This window comes from Amycolatopsis sp. CB00013 (assembly GCF_001905755.1).
Lineage (GTDB): Bacteria > Actinomycetota > Actinomycetes > Mycobacteriales > Pseudonocardiaceae > Amycolatopsis > Amycolatopsis japonica.
This window is the reverse complement of the sequence record NZ_LIWC01000001.1, coordinates 775,528-795,382: the sequence shown is the minus strand read 5'-3', so window position 1 is coordinate 795,382 and position 19,855 is coordinate 775,528. Positions and strand designations below refer to the sequence as shown.

At 70.7% G+C, this 19,855-nt stretch carries 20 protein-coding genes; 12 read left to right on the top strand and 8 right to left on the bottom strand.

What is annotated here, in order from left to right:
- Positions 1–15: 15 nt before the first annotated feature.
- A complete protein-coding gene (locus tag AMK34_RS03480) occupies positions 16–1,413 on the bottom strand; it encodes an ATP-binding protein (protein WP_038513932.1) in 1,398 nt (465 codons plus the stop codon).
- 119 nt (positions 1,414–1,532) lie between these two features.
- Between AMK34_RS03480 and AMK34_RS03475 the strand changes: the two genes are divergently transcribed.
- Positions 1,533–2,330 carry a hypothetical protein gene (locus AMK34_RS03475; RefSeq protein WP_073842858.1) on the top strand — a complete coding sequence of 266 codons (798 nt, stop codon included), beginning with the start codon at positions 1,533–1,535 and terminating at the stop codon, positions 2,328–2,330.
- A 31-nt stretch (positions 2,331–2,361) separates the two neighbouring features.
- On the opposite strand, the gene AMK34_RS03470 is transcribed toward AMK34_RS03475, so the two are convergent.
- Positions 2,362–2,961 carry a TetR/AcrR family transcriptional regulator gene (locus AMK34_RS03470; RefSeq protein ID WP_073842856.1) on the bottom strand — a complete coding sequence of 200 codons (600 nt, stop codon included), beginning with the start codon at positions 2,959–2,961 and terminating at the stop codon, positions 2,362–2,364.
- Positions 2,962–3,059: 98 nt separating this feature from the next.
- Between AMK34_RS03470 and AMK34_RS03465 the strand changes: the two genes are divergently transcribed.
- Positions 3,060–4,550, top strand: a complete 1,491-nt coding sequence (locus AMK34_RS03465) for a carboxylesterase/lipase family protein (protein WP_073842854.1) — start codon at positions 3,060–3,062, stop codon at positions 4,548–4,550.
- Positions 4,551–4,555: 5 nt separating this feature from the next.
- Here AMK34_RS03465 and AMK34_RS03460 read toward each other — a convergent pair whose 3' ends face one another.
- Positions 4,556–5,176, bottom strand: a complete 621-nt coding sequence (locus tag AMK34_RS03460) for a VC0807 family protein (RefSeq protein WP_073842852.1) — start codon at positions 5,174–5,176, stop codon at positions 4,556–4,558.
- Positions 5,173–6,057, bottom strand: a complete 885-nt coding sequence (locus AMK34_RS03455) for an alpha/beta fold hydrolase (protein WP_073842850.1) — start codon at positions 6,055–6,057, stop codon at positions 5,173–5,175. The genes AMK34_RS03460 and AMK34_RS03455 overlap by 4 nt, the downstream gene beginning before the upstream one ends.
- A gap of 88 nt (positions 6,058–6,145) precedes the next feature.
- Here AMK34_RS03455 and AMK34_RS03450 point away from each other — a divergent pair, with 88 nt between their 5' ends.
- Positions 6,146–6,709 carry a helix-turn-helix domain-containing protein gene (locus tag AMK34_RS03450; protein ID WP_073842849.1) on the top strand — a complete coding sequence of 188 codons (564 nt, stop codon included), beginning with the start codon at positions 6,146–6,148 and terminating at the stop codon, positions 6,707–6,709.
- An 83-nt stretch (positions 6,710–6,792) separates the two neighbouring features.
- Here the strand turns inward: AMK34_RS03450 and AMK34_RS03445 are convergent, their stop codons facing one another.
- Positions 6,793–7,839, bottom strand: coding sequence for a ferrochelatase (locus tag AMK34_RS03445; protein WP_073842848.1), 1,047 nt, complete (start codon positions 7,837–7,839; stop codon positions 6,793–6,795).
- Positions 7,840–7,924: 85 nt separating this feature from the next.
- On the opposite strand from AMK34_RS03445, the gene AMK34_RS03440 reads away from it, so the two are divergent.
- The 3 genes from AMK34_RS03440 (at position 7,925) to AMK34_RS03430 (ending at position 10,176) form a co-directional block, all read left to right on the top strand.
- Positions 7,925–8,509 (top strand): TetR/AcrR family transcriptional regulator, encoded by a 585-nt coding sequence (locus AMK34_RS03440; RefSeq protein WP_073842846.1) that lies wholly within the window; start codon positions 7,925–7,927, stop codon positions 8,507–8,509.
- A gap of 72 nt (positions 8,510–8,581) precedes the next feature.
- Positions 8,582–9,763, top strand: a complete 1,182-nt coding sequence (locus tag AMK34_RS03435) for a Cmx/CmrA family chloramphenicol efflux MFS transporter (protein ID WP_073842844.1) — start codon at positions 8,582–8,584, stop codon at positions 9,761–9,763.
- Between the two features lie 8 nt (positions 9,764–9,771).
- A complete protein-coding gene (locus AMK34_RS03430) occupies positions 9,772–10,176 on the top strand; it encodes a nuclear transport factor 2 family protein (RefSeq protein ID WP_073842842.1) in 405 nt (134 codons plus the stop codon).
- Positions 10,177–10,240: 64 nt separating this feature from the next.
- Here AMK34_RS03430 and fabI read toward each other — a convergent pair whose 3' ends face one another.
- Together fabI and fabG are read right to left on the bottom strand one after the other, a co-directional pair.
- On the bottom strand, positions 10,241–11,008 hold the full coding sequence (gene fabI, locus AMK34_RS03425) for an enoyl-ACP reductase FabI (RefSeq protein ID WP_038513958.1): 768 nt from the start codon (positions 11,006–11,008) through the stop codon (positions 10,241–10,243).
- Between the two features lie 49 nt (positions 11,009–11,057).
- On the bottom strand, positions 11,058–11,762 hold the full coding sequence (gene fabG, locus AMK34_RS03420; protein ID WP_016334125.1) for a beta-ketoacyl-ACP reductase: 705 nt from the start codon (positions 11,760–11,762) through the stop codon (positions 11,058–11,060).
- Between the two features lie 191 nt (positions 11,763–11,953).
- On the opposite strand from fabG, the gene AMK34_RS03415 reads away from it, so the two are divergent.
- The 6 genes from AMK34_RS03415 to AMK34_RS03390 all read left to right on the top strand — a co-directional run bounded on the left by AMK34_RS03415 (position 11,954) and on the right by AMK34_RS03390 (position 18,222).
- A complete protein-coding gene (locus tag AMK34_RS03415; RefSeq protein WP_073842840.1) occupies positions 11,954–13,312 on the top strand; it encodes an MFS transporter in 1,359 nt (452 codons plus the stop codon).
- A gap of 10 nt (positions 13,313–13,322) precedes the next feature.
- Positions 13,323–13,991, top strand: coding sequence for a response regulator transcription factor (locus tag AMK34_RS03410; protein WP_083649726.1), 669 nt, complete (start codon positions 13,323–13,325; stop codon positions 13,989–13,991).
- A gap of 3 nt (positions 13,992–13,994) precedes the next feature.
- A complete protein-coding gene (locus AMK34_RS03405; protein WP_073842838.1) occupies positions 13,995–15,398 on the top strand; it encodes a sensor histidine kinase in 1,404 nt (467 codons plus the stop codon).
- On the top strand, positions 15,395–16,336 hold the full coding sequence (locus tag AMK34_RS03400; RefSeq protein WP_073842836.1) for a TAXI family TRAP transporter solute-binding subunit: 942 nt from the start codon (positions 15,395–15,397) through the stop codon (positions 16,334–16,336). Before AMK34_RS03405 ends, AMK34_RS03400 begins: the two co-directional genes overlap by 4 nt.
- Positions 16,337–16,436: 100 nt before the next feature.
- Positions 16,437–17,720 carry an alpha/beta hydrolase family protein gene (locus AMK34_RS03395; protein ID WP_073842834.1) on the top strand — a complete coding sequence of 428 codons (1,284 nt, stop codon included), beginning with the start codon at positions 16,437–16,439 and terminating at the stop codon, positions 17,718–17,720.
- Positions 17,721–17,790: 70 nt separating this feature from the next.
- Complete coding sequence (locus tag AMK34_RS03390; RefSeq protein WP_038513971.1) at positions 17,791–18,222, top strand: acyl-CoA thioesterase; 432 nt, start codon at positions 17,791–17,793, stop codon at positions 18,220–18,222.
- Here the strand turns inward: AMK34_RS03390 and AMK34_RS03385 are convergent.
- A complete protein-coding gene (locus AMK34_RS03385) occupies positions 18,210–19,805 on the bottom strand; it encodes an alkaline phosphatase D family protein (protein ID WP_073842832.1) in 1,596 nt (531 codons plus the stop codon). The two genes, AMK34_RS03390 and AMK34_RS03385, sit on opposite strands and share 13 nt — an antisense overlap.
- Positions 19,806–19,855: the final 50 nt, after the last annotated feature.

Below are 19,855 nucleotides of genomic sequence, written 5' to 3'. Positions count from 1 at the left end.
ACGTCGGCGGGAAACTCATCGGCCGTAGACGGTCGTCGAGTCGTCCGAGTCCTTGGCGAGTCTCCTCGACAGGAACAGGGATTCCAGCGCCAGTTCGACCGCCGCCGCGATGCGCCCGGCCGGTTCGTCCGGCGCGACGCCCGCACGCGCGGCGACGTCGTGCAGGACCGGCAGTTCCGGCAGCGCGGCGAGGACGTCCTTGCCGGGTACGCGTTCCCCGGTGGCGACCAGATGCCCGGACTCGACGGCGTCGGCCAGCGGCAGCAGGTCCAGGCCCGCGAACCGCGAGCGGGCCGTCTCCGCGACCGCCCTGCGCAGCAGGTGCACGAGGTGTTCGGTCTCGCGTCCCTCCTCCCCCGGCTCGAATTCGAGCTTGCCGCGCAGGACGGCGGGCACGGCGTCGAGATCGACCGGGCGCGCCACCGCGGGCTCCTCACCGGTCAGCGCGGACCGGCGCAACGCCGCGGCGCCGACCGTTTCCGCCGCCGCGACGGCGAACCGCGCCGAAACACCGGACCGCTGGTCGATCACCGGCGACTCACGCAGGTTCCGCACGAACCGGGCGAGCACCTCCAGCAGCGGCTCGCCGACCTCGGCGACCAGATGGGCCTCCTGCCGCACGACCGCGATCTCCGCCTCGACGTCGAGCGGGTAGTGGGTGCGGATCTCGGCGCCGAACCGGTCCTTGAGCGGGGTGATGATGCGGCCGCGGTTGGTGTAGTCCTCAGGGTTGGCGGTCGCCACCAGCAGCACGTCCAGCGGCAGGCGCAGGGTGTAGCCGCGCACCTGGATGTCGCGTTCCTCCATCACGTTCAGCAGCGCGACCTGGATACGTTCGGCGAGGTCCGGCAGCTCGTTGATCGCCACGATGCCGCGGTGGGCGCGCGGGACGAGTCCGAAGTGGATGGTCTCGGGATCGCCGAGGCTGCGGCCTTCCGCGACCTTCACCGGGTCGACGTCGCCGATGAGGTCACCGACCGAGGTGTCCGGCGTGGCCAGCTTCTCCGTGTACCGGTCTTCGCGGTGGCGCCAGGCCACGGGGAGGGCGTCGCCGAGTTCGGCGGCGCGGCGGCGCGACTCCGGGGTGATCGGGTCGAGCGGGTGCTCGCCCAGTTCGGCACCCTCGATGACGGGCGTCCATTCGTCGAGAAGTCCCACGAGGGTCCGCAGCAGCCGGGTCTTGCCCTGGCCGCGTTCGCCGAGGAGGACGACGTCGTGGCCGGCCAGGAGCGCGCGTTCCAGCTGCGGCAGAACCGTGCGCGAGAAGCCGACGATCCCGGGCCAGGCGTCTTCGCCGGCACGGAGCTTGGCGAGCAGGTTGTCGTGCAGTTCTTGGTTGATCGACCGCGGCAGGTGACCCGCCGCGCGGAGGTCCCCGGCGGTCCGGGGCAGGTTTGCGGGAACATCGTTCACCCGTTCGACGCTACGTCGCGGGCGTGGCCGCTGTCGACGTGAAGCAACTCCAGCTCCACAGCGAACGGCCGGCGCGACCCTTTCCTGGTTTCGCCGGAAGCACGACTAAAATCAGTCCGGTGTGCCGTCCTAGTGCGACCCTCGCGGTCTGGTCTTCGGCGTGGCTGAACGGAGCCGCGGCCTCCGACGACGTCCTTGACGCCCTGCAGGTCTGGGGCGAAGCCCACGACTTCGTCGCCGCGGACGCGGCCGCCGCCGAGGCGTTCGACCTGCCGCTCGCGTTCAACCGCGCCGCGACCCCGGTCCAGCTGCTGCTCGCCCTTCGTTCACAGGGGGCGAAGAGCATGCAGCTGGTGCTCCCGGTGCCCGGTGACGTGCGGGGGCTGGGTGGCGGCGGGCCGTTCGCCGAGGCGGCGCTGCGGACCGGCGAGGCCGTCGTGCTGCCGGATCTCGGCTACGGAGTGGTTCCCGAGGCGATCGCCGAAGGTCTCATGCGCTGGACCGTGTACTCGGTGCCCATGCCGGGTGTCCTCGAGTACCGTCCGCTGGGCGAGGCCGAACACGGCCTGACCGACGCGATCCGCGCGAGCGCGGGTGCGCTGCAGGCACTGGACGTCGCCAGCGAACGGCCCGGGGTGCGGGCCGAGCTCTCGGCCCGGCTCCGCGCGGCCACCGACGCGCCTTGGCCCGCCGGAATGCCCAGCCGGGCGTTGCGGGTGCTCCAGCGTTCCCAGGAGATCGCGGCGATCCTCGCCATCGCCGAATCCGACGATCCGGGCGGCGCGCTCTCGTCGTCGGCGGCGCTTCGGCGGGCGGCGGCCTTGCGGCCGCTGACCGAAGCCGTCCGCAACGCCCGGTGCGCGGCGATCAACGAAGCCGTGCGGGTGTTCGCCGAACAGGCGGACCGGCACCCGTAGGTCCCGACCAGAGCAACTCCACCGCACGAGGTCACGTGGTCCTGAACAGCCGGTCCAGGTGCACGTCGATCGCGGCGAGCGCGTCCTGGGGCTTGATCACGTCGAGTTCGATCAGGGACGTGAAGCCGGTGAGGGCGAGGAGCAGGTTGGCCTCGGCCGCCGGGTCGCGGCCGGAGTCGATGTGCCCGTCGGCGATCGCCTGGCGGACCAACTGCTCGACGAGGGCCCGCCCTTGGACGAGGCCGCGGCGTGCCTGCTCGTGCACGGCCTCGTCGTGCAGCGCCTCCAGGACGTAGGCGGCGCTCATCCGGCTGGTCGCGCGGGCGTCGGGATTCAGGGGCAGCATTTCCGCCAACGTCAGTCGCAGCACGTCACGGGGATGCGGACGGTCACCGAGTCTTTCGAGCCCCTGCTGTACGCGCGCCGAGGTCTGCTCGGACGCGAAATCCATGGCGAAGGAGAGCATGTCGGTCCTGGAGGCGAAGTAGTGCTGCAGCTGCCCGAGTGACATGCCCGCCTCCTGCGCCACCACGCGCATCGTCAGCTGGGTGACGCCGCGCTGCTCCACCACCCGCCACAGTGCGCGGGCGATCGCTTCGCGGCGTCCGCGGTGATCCACCTGTTTCGGCATCGCCGGCCTTCCCCTCGTACCCCGGGACTTTTCCAATACAGTTGACATAATACACCTGACCCATAATCCTGACGTCCGATCGAGGGGAAGGAATCGTCATGTCCGAACAGCCGAAGGTACGGACCACGGAAGGCGTGGTGCAGGGGCGCCGCCGGCAGGGCCACGCGGTGTTCCGCGGCATCCCCTACGCCCAGCCCCCCGTCGGAGCGCTCCGCTTCGCCGCGCCCGCGCCGCCGCACCGCTGGGAGGGGACGAGGCAGGCGGTCGAGTTCGGCCCCGTGGCGCCGCTGTCCCTGCCGATCGACGTGCCCCCGCAGGGCGGCGACTGGCTGACGCTCAACGTCGGCACTCCGGATCCCGGCGCGGCGGGACTGCCCGTGCTGGTGTGGATCCCCGTGGGCGGCTACCTCTCGGCGGCGTCGAGCGACCCGATGTACGACCCGGCGGCGCTGGCCGAGGCCGGAGTCGTCGTGGTGACCATCAACTGCCGCGTGGGCGCGGAGGGATTCGCCTTCCTCGACGACGTGCCGCCCAACCGCGGATTCCTCGACCAGATCGCGGCGCTGGAGTGGGTGCAGCACAACATCGCCGCCTTCGGAGGCGACCCCGGCCGGGTCACCGTGGGCGGGGTGTCCGCCGGGGCGGGCTCGGTCGCCGCCCTGCTGACGATGAAGTCCGCACGCGGCCTGTTCCGGCGGGCCATCGCCCATTCCGTGCCGGGGCTGTACAGCACCCCCGCGCTGGCGCGGCAGGTCACCGCCGCGTTCGCGGACCGGCTCGGCGCGACGGCCCCCACCGCCGAGGCCCTGCGCGACATCGACCCATGGCGCCTGGCCGCCGAGCTCACGTCCTTCAACTCCGGCCTCCACACGCACCGGGAGGGCTGGGGACGACTCACGGAGACCGGCACCGCGCTGTGCCCCGTCGTCGACGGCGAGGTCCTCCCGGAAACGCCTTGGCCCGCGCTGACCGGCGCGCGAGCGAGCGGGACCGAACTGCTCGTCGGCCACACCCGGGACGAGTTCCGGTACTTCAGCGTCGTCAGCGGACGGTACGGCACGTTCACCGAGGAGGACGCCCACGCGGCCCTGGAACTGCACGCCCCGCAGCCGGACGGCGCGCGGGCCTACCGCGCCGCGTTCCCCCAAGCAGGCCCGGAGGAACTGGTGGAGACCGTGTACTCCGACGCCCTCTTCCGCATGCCGTCACAGAAGCTGGCCGAGGCGAACACCGCAGCCGGCGGCACCTCCCACCTGTTCGAACTGTGCTGGACCGCCCCGGCCCTCGGCGGAATCCTGGGCGCCTGCCACAGCCTCGACGTGCCACTGGCGTTCGGCACGCTGAACAGCCCCGTCGGCACCCAGCTCATCGGCGAGGAACCCACTCCCGACGCCATCGCGCTCTCCCGCGAACTCCGGGAGGCATGGGTCCGCTTCGTCACCACCGGCGACGCGGGCTGGCCCGCCCACCGGCCCGGCGAGCACCTCACCCGCGTCCTGGACACCGAGTCGAAGACCCTGCCCTACCCCGAACACGCATCCCGCCAGATCTGGGAAGGCCACTCCCCTGCCCCCTTCGATCTCCCGTAGCCGGGTCACCCGGTCGCGGCGTGCTTCTCCTGGATTTTCCCGGCATACCGGACGGACCACAGCGAAAGCCCGCCGATGACCGCGAGCAGCAGGATCACGCTGAGCGCGTTCATCACGTCGGCCGACAGCGTGTAGACCAGCGGCACCCGGAGCGCGGCTTCCAGCAGCAGCGCCACTCCCCACACCGCCGACATCCGGGTGAACGCCCGCCGGAAAGCGGGAACCTCGTCGCCGAGGCGGTCGATCTCCGCGCGTTTCGCCGCGTTTGAGCCGGCCCGCACGGCGACGAGCACCATGGGCGTGCGGCTGAAGCAGCTCAGCAACAGCACGATCGCGGCGGTCGCGGTGGCGAAGGATTCCTTCAGCAGCAAGAACTTCGTGTCACCGGTGACCAGCGAGAGCACGAGCCCGACTCCGAGCACACCGGCCAGCAACGCGGCGAAGCCGTCGAACGACCGGTCGCGAACGGCGACCCACGCGATCCGTATCGCCGCCAGCCCCGCCCCGGCGAGCAGCGAAATCCGCTCACTCTGTCCGGCGAGCCGGAGCCCGTAGTACGCGGCCAGCGGGAGCGCCACGTCCCAGAGCAGCAACGACAGCGTGGGATTCTTGCCGCGCGCGGTCACGTGCCCGCTTCGCAGTCGGCCAGGAACTTCAGGACGCGCGCGTTGACCTCGGCCGCGGATTCACCGGCGATGGCGTGGGTCGCCGACGGCCACAGTTCGACCTGTCCCCGCGGCAGAAGCTCGCGGGCGCGGGCGGCGGCGCGGTCCGGATCGTGGATGACGCTGCGCCCGGCGATCAGGGCCAGCACGGGCATCCGCAGCGAGCGCAACTGCTCGTCGGTGAACAACCTGGGCGACGGCAGGGCGATGCGGTAGGTCCGCATCCCCTCGTCGATCACCCGCGCGACCGGATCCGTGGCGTCGACCTCCGCGCCACCGGAAATCCAGTTGAGGAACGACGGCCGGGCCCAGCGGTTGACGACGGGGATCGCGGTGAGGGTGGCGCGGACGACGAGTCCCGGGGTCAGTCCGCCGAAGGTCAGCACGGGGTCGATCACGGTGAGCGACTTCAGCCGTTCCGGCGCCCGCACCGCGAGGTTGGCGGCGAGCCAGCCCCCGAACGAGTACCCGATCAGGTGCACGGACGGCAGGTCGAGTTCCTCGAGCACTGTCGTCAACCACGCGGCCTGGTCGGCGCCGTCGCGGATCGGGACGGTCTGCTCGCTGCGGCCCGGCTCACCGATGAGGTCCACCGCGTAGACCTCGCCGTGTCCGAGCAGCGCCGTGAGGTTGGGCTCCCACATCACCGCGGTGCCCGCGCGACCGGGCAGCAGCACGATCGGCCTCCCGCCCGGCTGCCCGAACCGGTACACGCGCGCCACCCCGAACGCCGTCTGGATGTCGTACACACCGGCCGGCGGGGGCAAAGCCGCCAACCCTCGGTCATAGACGGCCTCGTACTCGGCTCGCGCCGCCGACGAGGCGAAACCGCCCACCTTCATTCGCACCCCTCCTCTTTACGGTACGATCGGATTGTAAACAGTTGGTGGGAAGTTTGCAATCCGATCGGACTGCCAAAAGGAGGAGCGGGTGCCCAAGCGTGTCGATCACGAGGACCGGCGGCGGCGGATCGCCGCGGCCGTTCGCCGCATCGCGGCCGACCGGGGACTCGAAGGGGTCAGCCTGAACGAAGTCGCGGCCGAAGCCGGTATCTCGAAAGGCTTCGTCCAGCACTACTTCGCGTCACGGGACGACATGCTGCGGTTCGCGGCGACCACCCTGCGAGGTGGGATCGAGGAGCGCATCGCCACCCCACTTCGTGTCCGCGACCTGCTCATCGCCTTGCTCCCCCTCGACGAGGGTGGACGGGACGACGCGCTGGTCGCCAACGCCTTCCTGGTGCGCGCGCTCAAGGATCCCGAGATCGCGGGTCACTTCCGGACCGGCCACGGACTGCTTCGCGACGCGGTGGCGGCCCTGATCGCCGCTGCCCAAGCGGACGGCGATCTCGCCCGGTCCGTCGACCCGGCCGCCGAAGCCGCCCTTCTGCTGGCGCTGGTCGCCGGTCTCGGTGACGCGGTGCTGCTCGGCTACCAAACCGGCGACGAGGCCATCGCGCTGATCGATCTGCACCTGTCGAGAATCGCCGCCTGACCTTCACACCTTCCCCAAGTACGTGAAGGCCCCCTTCACTGCGTCTAGCGCAAGGAAGGGGGCCTTCATGTACTTCAAGGCACTTACGGGCGCGCGGGCCTCTTCGCGGGCTCGCAGCAGCTCACCGCGCAAGGCGCCCCGTTGATCGTGCACCCGGCCGCCGGGAACGGCGACAGCTTCCGCGCCGGCGCCCCCTCGATGTGTTCCCGGATCAGCTCCACGACGAGTTCCGCGAACCGCGGGTCGGTGTCCGGAGTCGCGGCCCGTGCGAAGCCCATGCCGTGCTCCGCGGCCCGCTCGGCGGCCTCGTTGTCGAGGTCCCAGATCACCTCGAGGTGATCGGACACGAAACCCACCGGGCAGACGACCACCGAGGTGACGCCTTCCGCGTGCAGCGCGTCGATGTGGTCGACGATGTCCGGCTCCAGCCACGGCACCTGCGGCGGGCCAGAGCGCGACTGCCAGACGACGTCGTAGGTCTCGATCCCCACTTCGGCGGCGACGAGCCGGGCCGCTTCAGCGATCTGGCGCGAGTAACGCCGTCCGCCTTCCGAAGGCGGCCCGGACGCCTTGTCGGCGGACTCGGGCACCGAGTGCGCGCAGAACACCGTCCTGGTCCCGGGCTGGTTCCCCAGCTTGGCGTGCGCGGCCCGGACGGCGTCGGCGAAGGCGGCGATGAACAGCGGGTGGTCGAAGAACTGCCGCAGCTTCACCAGTTCCGGCGCACCGTCGCCGACCGACGCGCGGGCACGCTCGATGTCCTCGTCGTACTGGCGGCAGGCGGAATAGCCGCCGTACGCGCTCGTGGGGAACACCAGGACGCGCTGAGCACCCGCCTCGGTGATTTCGGCCAGGGTGTCCTCGACCATCGGCCGCCAGTTGCGGTTGCCGAAGTGGACGGGCAGATCGATCCCGGCGGCCGCGAGTCGCTTCTCGACCGCGGAGATCGCGTCCCGGTTCAGCCGGTTGATCGGCGAGACCCCGCCGAAATGCTGGTAGTGCTCGGAGACCTCGAGCAGCCGTTCCCGGGGGACCCCCCGGCCCCGCGTGACGTTCTCCAGGAACGGCATCACCTCGTCGGGTCCCTCGGGACCACCGAACGAAAGCCAAAGCAGCGCGTCGTAACCCACCCCGCCATCTTGCCGTTGTGGCGCTCCGCACGCTGACCCGACCCGTTTTGAACCGACCGATCCAAAACCTGGTACGGTCGCCTCCATGGCCAGGCCGAAGGAATTCGACGAGCGCGCCGCGGTCGGGCGCGCCATGGACGCGTTCTGGGCACGCGGTTACGAGGGCACGTCGACACAGGCCCTCTGCGAAGCCACCGGTTTGGGCCGCAGCAGCATCTACAACACCTTCACCAGCAAGCACGCGTTGTTCATGCGCGCGCTCGACCACTACGCCGAACGCGGGATCACGGCCAGGACCGCGTTGCTGGAGGAATCCGGGACCGGCGTCGAGCGGTTCCGCGCCCTGTTCGCGTACACGATCGACGAGGAAGTCGAGCATCCCGGCCGGGGCTGCCTCGTGGTCAACACGGTGGCGGAGTTCGGCGGGCGCGATCCCGAGATCAAGGCGCGGATCGACGCCGACACCCGGCGGCACATCGCCCTTCTTTCGGCCTGCGCCGAGGAAGGGCAGCTGGACGGGACGATCGACGCCCGCCGCGAGCCCGGCGCCGTCGCCGAGTTCGCGCACAGCACCGTCGCCGGGCTCCGGCTGATGTCCCGGCGCGGCGCCGGACGAGCGGCCATGGAGGCCGTCGCAGCCATCGCGGTGGACGCGATCGCCGCGAAGTAGATCGAACGAACCCCTTGTGCGCAACGCTGCCCACATTTTGGACTGAACGATACAAAACTGGAGGGATTTCCCGTGCCTTTGGCGGTCTGCGTACTCGGACTGAGCGTGTTCGCGCTCGGCACCTCCGAGTTCATGATCACCGGCCTGCTCCCGGGGATGGCGGCCGATCTGAACGTCGGCATCCCGGAGGCCGGGCTGCTCATCTCGGCCTTCGCGATCGGCATGGTCGTCGGCGCTCCCCTGCTCGCGATCGCGACGCTGAGGGTGCCGAGGCGCGCCACCCTGATGGCCCTGCTCGTCGTCTTCGGGCTCTCGCACGTCGTCGGCGCGCTGGGCTCGGGGTACGCCCTGCTCTTCGCGACGCGCGTCGTCAGCGCGGTCGCGTGCGCCGGCTTCTGGGCGGTCGCGGCGGCAACCGCGGTCGCGCTCGTCCCGGTCGAACGCCGCGGCCGCGCGCTGGCCATCCTCGTCGGCGGGCTCACCGTCGCGAACATCGCCGGGGTCCCCGCCGGGACCTTCCTCGGCCAGCACGCGGGCTGGCGGGCGGCGTTCTGGGCGGTCACGGCGCTGACCGTGATCGCGCTGATCGGGGTCTTCGCCCTGGTCCCGGAGACGCAGAACGGGGAGGACAAGACCGACGTCGCGACCGAACTGCGGCTCTACCGGGGCGGCCGCTTCTGGCTGGCGCTCGGCGTGATCGCGCTCGCGCAGGCGATGATCTTCGCGACCTTCAGCTATCTCGCGCCCCTGCTGACCGAGGTCGCCGGGCTGCCGGAAAGCTGGGTGCCGGGCGTGCTCTCCCTGTTCGGGCTCGGCGCGCTGATCGGGATCACCGCCGGCGGCAGGCTCGCCGACGCGAGGCCTTTCGCGACCCTTTACGGCGGCCTCGCCGTCGCCCTGCTCGCCCTGGTGCTGCTCGCGGTCTCCGGTCCGGCGACGCCGGTCGCGATCTTCGCCGTCTTCCTCTTCGGCGTCGCCGGATTCGGGGTCAATCCCGCCTTGAACGTCCGTGCCTTCGCCGTGGCGGGCAACGCGCCCACGCTCGTCGGCGCGAGCACGACCGCCGCGTTCAACGTCGGCAACACCGTCGGCCCGTGGCTCGGCGGCGAGTCGATCGACGCCGGTCTCGGCTACCCGAGCGTGGCGTGGGTGAGCGTCGGGCTCGGGGTCGCCACCGTCGTCGCACTCACCTTCGCCGCCGGTGTCCAGCGCACCGACGACAGCCGCCTGCTCCGCGAACCCGTTACCCAGTAAGGAGAATCATGTCCGAACGCACCAAGGCCACCCTCGACGAGTTCTTCCGCCGAATGTCCACAGGAGACACTGACGGCGCCACGGAACTCTTCGCCGACAGTGTCGCGTGGGACATCCCCGGCGCGACGGACCTGGTCCCCTGGATCGGCCCGCGCCGGAACCGGGCGGAGATCCGCGAGTTCTACGACCTGCTCGACAAGGGCCTGATCAAGGACCGGTTCGACGTCGAACGCGTCTTCGTCGACGGGCCGCACGCGGTCGCGGTCGGCCGCCTGCGCTCGACGATCCGCAGCACCGGCAAGGTGATCCAGACGGCCTTCAGCCTCGAGTTCGAAGTGGACGACGACGGCCGGATCACCAAGTACCTGATGCTCGAGGACTCCTGGCACGTCGCGAACGCCGTCCAGCCCTGAGGTACATGAAGGCCCCCATCCTTGCGTCAGGCGCAAGGATGGGGGCCTTCATGTACTCGCGAACTCAGATGCCGAGGGCGTGCACTCCGCCGTCGACCATGATCATCGAGCCGGTGGTGGCGGGCAGCCAGTCCGACAGGACGGCGCAGACGGACTTCGCCGTCGGGTCCGGGTCCGAGCTGTCCCAGCCGAGCGGCGCGCGGTCGCCCCAGCCCTCCTCCAGCTCGGAGAAGCCCGGGATCGACTTCGCGGCCATGGTCTTCATCGGACCGGCGCTGACCAGGTTGACCCGGATCCCCTTCGGGCCGAGGTCGCGCGCCAGGTACCGGTTCACCGACTCCAGCGCCGCCTTCGCCACGCCCATCCAGTTGTAGACGGGCCACGCGACGCGCGCGTCGAAGTCCATGCCGACGATCGACGAGCCGGGCGAGAGCAGCGGCAGCGTCGCGACGGCCAGGGCCTTGAAGGAGAACGCCGACACGTCGACGGCCACCTTCACGTCCTCGCCGGGGGCGTCCAGGAACGGCGCGCCGAGGCACGACTGCGGGGCGAACCCGATCGAGTGCAGCACACCGTCGAGCCCGTCGACGTGCTCACGCACGCGGTCGGCGAGCGAGTCGAGGTGCTCCTGGTTGGTGACGTCCAGCTCCAGCACCGGCGCCGGCTCGGGGAGCCGCTTGGCGATGCGCTCGACGAGCGACAGCCTGCCGAAGCCGGTGAGCACGACCTTCGCGCCCTCCTGCTGCGCGATCTTGGCCGCGTGGAACGCGAGCGAGGCATCGGTGATGACGCCGGTGATCAGCAGGCGCTTGCCTTCGAGCAGTCCTGGCACGGGACCTCCAGTCCGGAGTGGTTTGCGATCGGTACGGGAAACGGGGACGTCAGTGGCCCATGCCGAGGCCGCCGTCGACCGGCAGCACCGCACCGTTGACGTAACCGGCCTCTTCGGAGGCGAGGTAGCGGACGGCGGCGGCGATCTCCGACGGCTCGGCGTACCGGCCGGAGGGAACCTGGGCGAGGATCTCCTTCTTGCGGTCCTCGCCGAGCTCGTCGGTCATGTCCGTGGCGACGAAGCCCGGCGCGATGACGTTCGAGGTGATGTTGCGCGAGCCCAGCTCACGCGCGAGCGAGCGGGCGAGACCGACGAGGCCCGCCTTGCTGGCCGCGTAGTTGACCTGACCGGCCGAACCGGTGAGGCCCACGACGGACGAGATGAAGATGTAGCGGCCCCATTTGCCCCGCAGCATGCCGCGGGAGGCGCGCTTGGCGACCCGGTACGCGCCGGTGAGGTTGGCGTCGACCACGCGGGTGAACTGCTCCTCGCTCATGCGCATGAGGAGGGTGTCGTCGGTCATCCCGGCGTTCGCGACGAGGACCTCGACCGGGCCCTGGTGCTCCTCGACGAGCTTGAACGCGGCGTCGATCTGCTCGGCGTCCGTGACGTCGGCCTGCACCCCGAAGAGGCCTTCGGGCGCGCCGGAACCGCGGTGCGTGATCGCGACCTTGTGCCCCTGCGCCGCGAGGTCCTTCGCGATCGCCAAACCGATGCCGCGGTTGCCGCCGGTGACCAGTACCGACCGTCCCACAGAGCTCTCCTCGCCTCGTCCTGTCGCGCTGACGGCACTGAGGTTATCGGCTCGTCAGGTTCGCGCCGGAGCCGCGCCACCCCTACCTCCGGGTAACCACGACCGTCCTAAGCGGATGTTAGGAACCGCGCCGAAACCTTGCCCGGCGGTCACGGATTGTTCACCGTGAGCCGGAACACAGGAGGTCAAAGATGACAACCCGGATCGGCGAAGCGTCGCCGCCCGTGAGCGAACGTCGAGTCGTCGGCAACGTGCTGCGCGGCTCGATCGGCAACCTGGTCGAGTGGTACGACTGGTACGCCTACGCCGCCTTCACCACGTACTTCGCGAAGTCCTTCTTCCCCACCAAGGACACGACGGCGGCCTTCCTCGGCACCGCGGCGGTGTTCGCGGTCGGCTTCCTCATGCGGCCACTCGGCGGCTGGATGCTGGGCCGGTTCGCCGACCGGTTCGGGCGACGAAGCGCACTCGTGCTTTCCGTCACGTTGATGGCGACGGGGTCGCTGATGATCGCCGTGACGCCGACCTACGCCTCGATCGGGATCGCCGCGCCGATCCTGCTGCTGGTGGCCCGGCTCGTCCAGGGACTCTCGGTCGGCGGCGAGTATTCGACCTCCGCGACCTATCTGTCCGAAGTGGCCACTCCGGGCAAGCGCGGCTTCTACTCCAGCTTCCAGTACGTGACGCTGTACGGCGGTCAGCTGCTGGCGCTGGGTCTCCAGCTGCTCCTGCAGGCCGTGCTGACCGAGCAGCAGCTGACCTCGTGGGGCTGGCGGATCGCCTTCGTCGTCGGCGCGCTCGCCGCGGTCGTGGTGATGGTCCTGCGCCGCGGGATGGACGAGTCGGCCAGTTTCGAGGAGGCCAAGGCCTCCGGCACCGGCAAGGACGCGGGCGACAAGGGCACGCTGCGCGCGCTGATCAAGTACCCCAAGGAGATCGCGCTCGTCGTCGGCCTCACGCTCGGCGGCACGGTGTCGTTCTACACCTTCGCCACCTACAGCCAGAAGTTCATGGAGAACACCGCGGGCATCCCGCGCCGGACGGTCACGCTGATCCTGTTCTGCGCGATCCTCGTCGCCGCGATCCTGCAGCCGTTCGCGGGCAAGCTCTCCGACCGTATCGGCCGCCGTCCGCTGCTGATGTTCTTCGGGATCGCCGGCACGCTGCTGACCGTCCCGATCATGACGCTGATGGGCGGGACGAAGCAGCCGGCGCTCGCCTTCCTGCTGATGCTGGCCGGGCTCGTGATCGTCACCGGGTACACCTCGATCAACGCGATCGTGAAGGCCGAGCTGTTCCCGACAAAGATCCGCGCGATCGGCGTCGGTCTCCCCTACGCGCTCACCGTGGCGATCTTCGGCGGCACCGCCGAGCTCATCGCGCAGGCGCTCAAGGGGGCGGGCCACGAATCGGTGTTCTTCTACTACGTCGCGGGCTGTGTCCTGGTGTCGCTGATCGTGTACGGCACAATGCGGGAAACCTCGAAGACCTCGGAGCTGGACAAGAAGAAGCGGCCCGAGCCCGAGCTCGTGTCCGGCCGCGAAGGCTAGGCGGGAAGGTGTGGCCGTGCGGGTGCTGCTCGTCGAGGACGACGCCGGTGTCGCCGACGCGCTCGCCGAAGCGCTGCAGTCACGCGGCCACACCGTCTCCCACGCGATCCGCGGCAGCGACGCGCTGCACCGGCATCGCGCCGCCGACGTGATCCTGCTGGATCTCAACCTGCCCGACATGCACGGGCTCGACGTGCTCAGGAAGGTCCGTCAGGTGTCGCCGGTACCGGTGCTCGTGCTCACCGCGAGCGGGGACGAACGGTCCGTCGTGCGCGGGCTGCGGCTCGGCGCCGACGACTACCTGACCAAACCCGTCCGCCTGGCCGAACTGCTGGCGAGGATGGACGCGGTCGTCCGCCGTGCCTCCGTCTCCGCGGCCCCGCAGGACGGTGTCGTACGTGTCGAGGACGTCGAGATCGACCTCGGCGCGCGGCGAGTGCTGGTCGGCGGGCACGACATCGGGCTCACCGCCAAGGAATTCGCCGTGCTGGCGGTACTCGCCGCCCGGCCGGGAACCGCGGTGAGCCGCCAGCAGCTGATGGACGAGGTCTGGGGCGACGCGTACCTCGCCGTCTCCCGTTCGCTCGACGTGCACCTGACCCAGCTGCGCGCGAAGCTCGACCGGCCGGGCCTGCTGACCACCATCCGGGGTTTCGGCTACCGGCTGGGCCGGGACTGACCGGTGCGCACCCGGCTGCTGGTCGTCCTCGTCGCCCTCGCGCTGACGGTGGTCGCCGCGTTCGCGATCCCGCTGTTCGGGTCGACGGCCGCACAGCGCACGCAGCAGCTCGTGATCGCGCGCAACGCCGACGTCGACCGGTTCGTCGTCCTCGCCCAGCAGGCGGTCGACGCCGCCGACCCGACCGCGCTGGCGGTCGACGCCGCGCGGTATTCGTCGTTATACGGCGAAGCGGTCGTGGTGGTCGACGCGCGCGGCGTGCCGCTGGTCGAAACCGGCGGGATGACCGCCGCGGAACCGGTGGTCCGCTCGCTCGTCGAGGCGGCGCTGCGCAACCAGCCCGCGAAAGGGCCGGAACAGCTCAGCCCGTGGTCGGCGGATCCGGTCCATTTCGCCCGTCCGGTGGGCACCGGGACCCGGGTGGCCGGTGTGGTCGTGCTCCGCGCGTCGGTGACCACGGCGGCGGCCGACGTCGCCGCCCGCTGGGCCGCGATCGTCGCGGGCGCGGTGCTGGTCGCGGCCGTGTTCGTCCTGCTCGCGGTCCTGCTGGCCCGCTGGATGGTGCGGCCGCTGCACGAACTGGAGACCGGCGTGCAGGCGGTGACCGAAGGACATCGCGCGCAGGTCCCCGAGCGGGCCGGGCCCCGGGAGCTGCGGTCGCTCGCGACATCGTTCAACCGGATGTCCGACGCCGTCGTCGAGTCGTCCGAACAGCAGCGGCGGCTGGTCGCGGACGCGTCGCATCAGCTGCGGAATCCCATGGCCGCCTTGCGGTTGCGGGTGGATTCGCTCGCCGCGCAGGTCGACGGCGACGGCCAGCGGGCCTACCGGGCGACCGTCGCCGAGGTCGAGCGCCTGGAGTCCCTGCTCGACGGACTGCTCGCGCTGGCGCTCGCCGAAAGCGCCGCGACCCGGCTGGCCGCGGGCGAATCCGGCGACGAACCCTGCGATCTCCCCGCCGTCCTGGCGGAACGGGTCGACGCGTGGCGGCCCTCGGCCGAAGACGCGGGAGTGGGCCTCGCGGCGTCGGAAGGCCACGACGAGCCGGTGCCGGTGCGGTGCGAGGAAAGCGAACTGGCCCAAGTGCTGGATGTCCTGCTGGACAACGCGGTGCACTACGCGGGACGCGGCGCCACGATCACCACCGGCTACGAAACCGGCGAGACGACGGCGACGCTCTTCGTGTCCGACAACGGTCCCGGACTGTCCGAAGAGGACAGGGAACGCGCGACCGAACGCTTCTGGCGTGCCGGTGGCGACGGCGCCCCGCGCGGCACGGGTCTCGGCCTCGCGATCGCGAGCCAGCACGTACTCGCCAGGGGCGGGAAACTCGAACTGCGCGAGGCGGAACCGCACGGCCTCGAAGTCCGCGTCGAACTCCCTCTCGCGGCAAGGGAAAAACCATGACCGTCACCAGGCGCACCGCGCTCCTCGCCGGGCTCGCGACGCTCGCGGGCTGTTCGACCGCGGGCTACCGGGGCCAGGAGCGAGAGGTCGTCATCGCGGCGGGCGAGAGCGGCGGCTTCTATCTGGCCTTCGCGGAACTCCTGGCCCAGCAATTGAACCGGGCGGAACCACGGCTGCGGGCGAGCGCCGTCGCCACCGAGGCCAGCGTCGAGAACCTGCGTCGGCTACGGGACGGCAGAGCCGATCTCGGGCTCGTCCTCGGAGACGTCGCCGAGTCCGCTTTCCTCGGCGCGGAGCCGTTCTCCGTCCCGATCGCGTTCTCGGCCATCGGCCGCGTCTACGAGAACTACCACCAGCTCGTCGTCCGGGTGGACGGCGGTGTGCGGTCGCTCGCCGATCTGTCCGGGCGTCCGGTGGCGATGGGCGCGAGCGGGTCCGGCGTCGCGGTGTTCAGCACCCGTCTGTTCGCCCGAGCCGAAGTGCCCGTGAAGGCCAAGAACCTGCTCCTGGGCGAAGCGATCAACGCGCTGGCCGCGCACGAGGTCGACGCGCTGCTCTGGTCCGGCGGGATCCCGACCCCCGCGCTCACCGAACTGAACCGCACCACCCCGATCACGCTCCTCCCGCTCGACGGGCACCTTCCCGCCCTGCGCGCCGGCTACGGACCCGTGTACGACCAGGTCCACGTACCGGCGCAGGCCTATCAGGGCGTCGGCGAGCTGCGGACGATCGGCGTCGCGAACCTGCTGCTGGCCGCACCGTCACTGCCCGATGACGTCGCGGCCGCGGTGGCACGCGTGCTGGCCGCGCACGCCGCCGACCTCGTCCCCGCGGCCGCGGTGGGAACGCAGTTCCTCGACGTCCGGACGCTGATCGGTACCGGGAAGGTCCCGCTGCATCCCGGAGCGGCTTCGGCCTACCGTGCCCTGCACGGGTGATCACGGCTCCATCTCCAGAGGGATGCGCGTCGCACCCGGGCGCTGCCAGGGTCGGAAACAGGCGGCCATCGGGCCGCCCCGATCCGGAAGGACTCCAGCAGTGTCATTGAGACACACCAGGGTGGTGCGGGGTTCGGCGCTGATCGCGGGCCTCGCGCTCGCGGGCGGGCTCGCCACGGCGGCCCCCGCCGTCGCGGCCGACCAGGCCAAGCTCACCGCACCGGCCCTCACCGGCCCCTACGACGTCGGCACCACCGACCTCCACCTCGTCGACCCGTCCCGCCCCGATCCATGGAAACCGGAGCGGCGACGGGAGCTCATGGTCACCGTCACCTATCCGGCGGACCGGTTCGCCGACGGCCCGCGAGCACCGTGGCTCGCGCCCGGGGTGGGTTCCGTCCTCGACCAGGTGCTGGCGAGCGAGGACTACCTCGGTCTGCCGGCGGGCTCCATCGACTGGGCCTCGGCGAAGCGGCGGGCCGAACTCGGCGTGCCCGTGGCGCACGGCGCGCCGAAGCCCGTCACGCTCTTCTCCCCGGGCTTCGGCGGCCCTCGCGAGACGTACACGGCGATCGTCGACGACCTGGCCAGCCGCGGTTACGTGGTCGTCTCGCTTTCGCACACCTACGAGAGCGCCGCGGTCGAGTTCCCCGGCGGACGGCTCGAAACGGCCGTCTCTGGCGAAGGTCCCGAGTTCATGAAGAAGGCGCTCGACGCCCGCGTCGCCGACAGCCGGTTCGTCCTCGACCAGCTGGCGAAGATCACCCGCGGGCAGAACCCGGACGCGGAGAACCGGCCGCTTCCCCGCGGGCTCGGCTGGTCGCTCGACCTGTCCAGGGTCGGCGCCTACGGCCATTCCTACGGCGGGTTCACCGCCGGCGAGACGATGGTCCACGACCGCCGCGTCGATGCCGGGATCAACCTCGACGGCGCGATGGCGAGCGCGATCGGCTACCCGCCAGGCAGCGTCTACGTGCCAGGAGAGGTCACCAAACGCGGTCTCGACCGGCCGTTCGTGCTGATGGGCGCCGAGGGCACCGATGAGACCGGCAAACCGCTCGAACACACGCACCGGCATCCCGAATTCGACCGCAGCTGGGCGGATTTCTGGGCCAACCAGCGGGGCTGGAAGCGTGATCTGTACCTGCGCGGCGGCAGCACGCACATGGCCTACAGCGACCTGCAGGTCGTCGTGCCGCAGCTCGGTTCGCGTGTGACGCCGGAGAAGCGGGAGGCGGTCATCGGCACCATCGATCCCCGCCGTTCCGTGGCCGCGCAGCGGGACTACATCGGCGCGTTCTTCGATCTGCACCTGAAGGGCCGGGACCGGCATCTGCTCGACGGCGAGTCGCCGCGTCATCCGAACATCGATTTCATCGACTGACCGGACGCGCGTGAAGGCCCCCTTCCCTCGGCTCAGCCGCGGGAAGAGGGCCTTCACGTAGGTTGGAACCGTGACAGAGCCACGGAAACCGATCGTCGAGATGCCACTGCGCGTGCGCTACCACGAATGCGACGGGCAGGGCATCGTGTTCAACGCGCACTACCTCGCCTATGTGGACATGGCCATGTTCGAGGCGGAGAAAGCCCTTTTCGGCTCCCACCAGGAGGCGCTGGCCGCCGGTGTGGACGTCGTCGTCGCCGAATCGAATCTCCGCTACCGCGCGCCTTGCCGTTACGACGACGAACTGGTCGTCGCCGTATACCTGAACCACCTCGGTACGACGTCGCTGATCATCGACTTCGAGATCACTCGCGACGGTCGGCTGTGCGCGGAAGTCAAGACCCGCTACGTCTTCGTCGACCCGTCGACGCTCACGAAGGCGGCGCCGCCCGCGGCGGTACGCGAGGCGTACGCCGCCTTCGTGCCCGCTCAGGCGGACTGAACGCCGGGCCGCCGGTCTTCGACGACGTAACTGGCCCGCGTGCTGATCGGCGCTCCGGGGGTGTTGACGAACGGCACCACCCGGAAGTCACTCCGCCAGCGCTGCCGGTTGACGTTCACTCGGACGTAGCCCCGCTGGCTGTTGAAGAACTTCATGTGCGGGTTGGCCTTCAGCAGGGTCTCACCGCCGGGCGTCATGTCCGCGCCGTTGCCACCGCTGGTGATCGACGTCCCGACGAACTCGCTCGCCACGGTGGGCGAACCGGGGTCGTTGAAGTCGCGCTTGAGGTCCCAGGCGTAGTTCTGGTGCCTGTCGCCGGTGATGACCACCAGGTTCCGCACCCCGCGGTCCTGCGCCGCGGCGAGCACGCGGTCGCGGTCGGCGACGTAGCCGTCCCACGGGTCGAGGTAGACGTTCGTCGCCTCGCCCGCGTCGGTGTCGGTCTGGCCCATCGGCGCCTGGTTGCCGAGGATCTGCCACCGCGCGCGGGACCGCGAGAACCCGTCGAGCAGCCACGTCCGCTGCTCCGAGCCGAGCAGGGTGCGGTCCTCGTCGAACCGCTCGGTGCAGTTCGCCGACTGACCGTCGCCGCACGGCTGGTCGTCGCGGTACTGGCGGGTGTCGAGCATGGTGAAATCGGCCAGCGTGCCGTAACTGAGCCGCCGGTGAAGCCGCGCGTCCGGCCCCTTCGGCAGCTGGGCGATGCGGTACGGCAGGTGCTCGTACATCGCCTGGAACGCCTCGGCCCGCCGCTGCCGGAACACCGCGCGGTCCTGGTCCGGTTCCTTGTCGATCTGCGAGATGTCGCCGGCCCAGTTGTTCTCGACCTCGTGGTCGTCGTTGACGTGGATCCACGGGAAGGCGGCGTGCGCGGCCATCAACGGCGCTTCGGACTTGTAGAGCGCGTACTGGAGCCGGTAGCGGGCCAGGTCGAAGGTCTCGCCCTTGAACTGCGATCCCACCGGCGTCCCGCGGCCGACACCGGTGACACCGCTTTCGTAGAGGTAGTCCCCCAGGTGCACGACCAGGTCGAGGTCCTCGGCCGCCATGTGGTCGTACGCGGTGAAGTGCCCGGCCTCCCAGTTCTGGCAGGACGCGAACGCGAAGTTCAGCTCACGAGGCGACGACCAGGCGACCGGAGCCGTCCGGGTGCGCCCGACCGGCGAGATCACGCCGCCCGTGCGGAAGCGGTAGAAGTACTCGTGATCCGGCGCGAGACCGTGGACCTCGGGGTGCACGGAGTGACCGAGTTCGGGCGTGGCGACCACGGACCCACGGCGGACGACGGCGCGGAAACGCTCGTCGAGCGACACCTCGTACTCGACGCGGACCGGCGTGCGCGGCATACCGCCGAACCCGTCGGCCTCGTAGGGCTTCGGCGCGAGCCTGGTCCAGAGCACGACACCGCCGGGCAACGGATCGCCCGACGCGACACCGAGGGTGAACGGGTCGCCGGCACCGCGAGCGAGCGGCATCGCGCCGGCGGCGTTCCAGGCACCGGTCCCCAGCAGGACGGCGGCCGCGCCGGCGGAGCCATAACCGAGGAAGCGACGCCGCGACAGGGGGTGAGGGAGCGAAGGCATGTAAGCCCTCCTGTGGTGGGATGGTCACGGGCGGGCCTCATGCTCGTCCA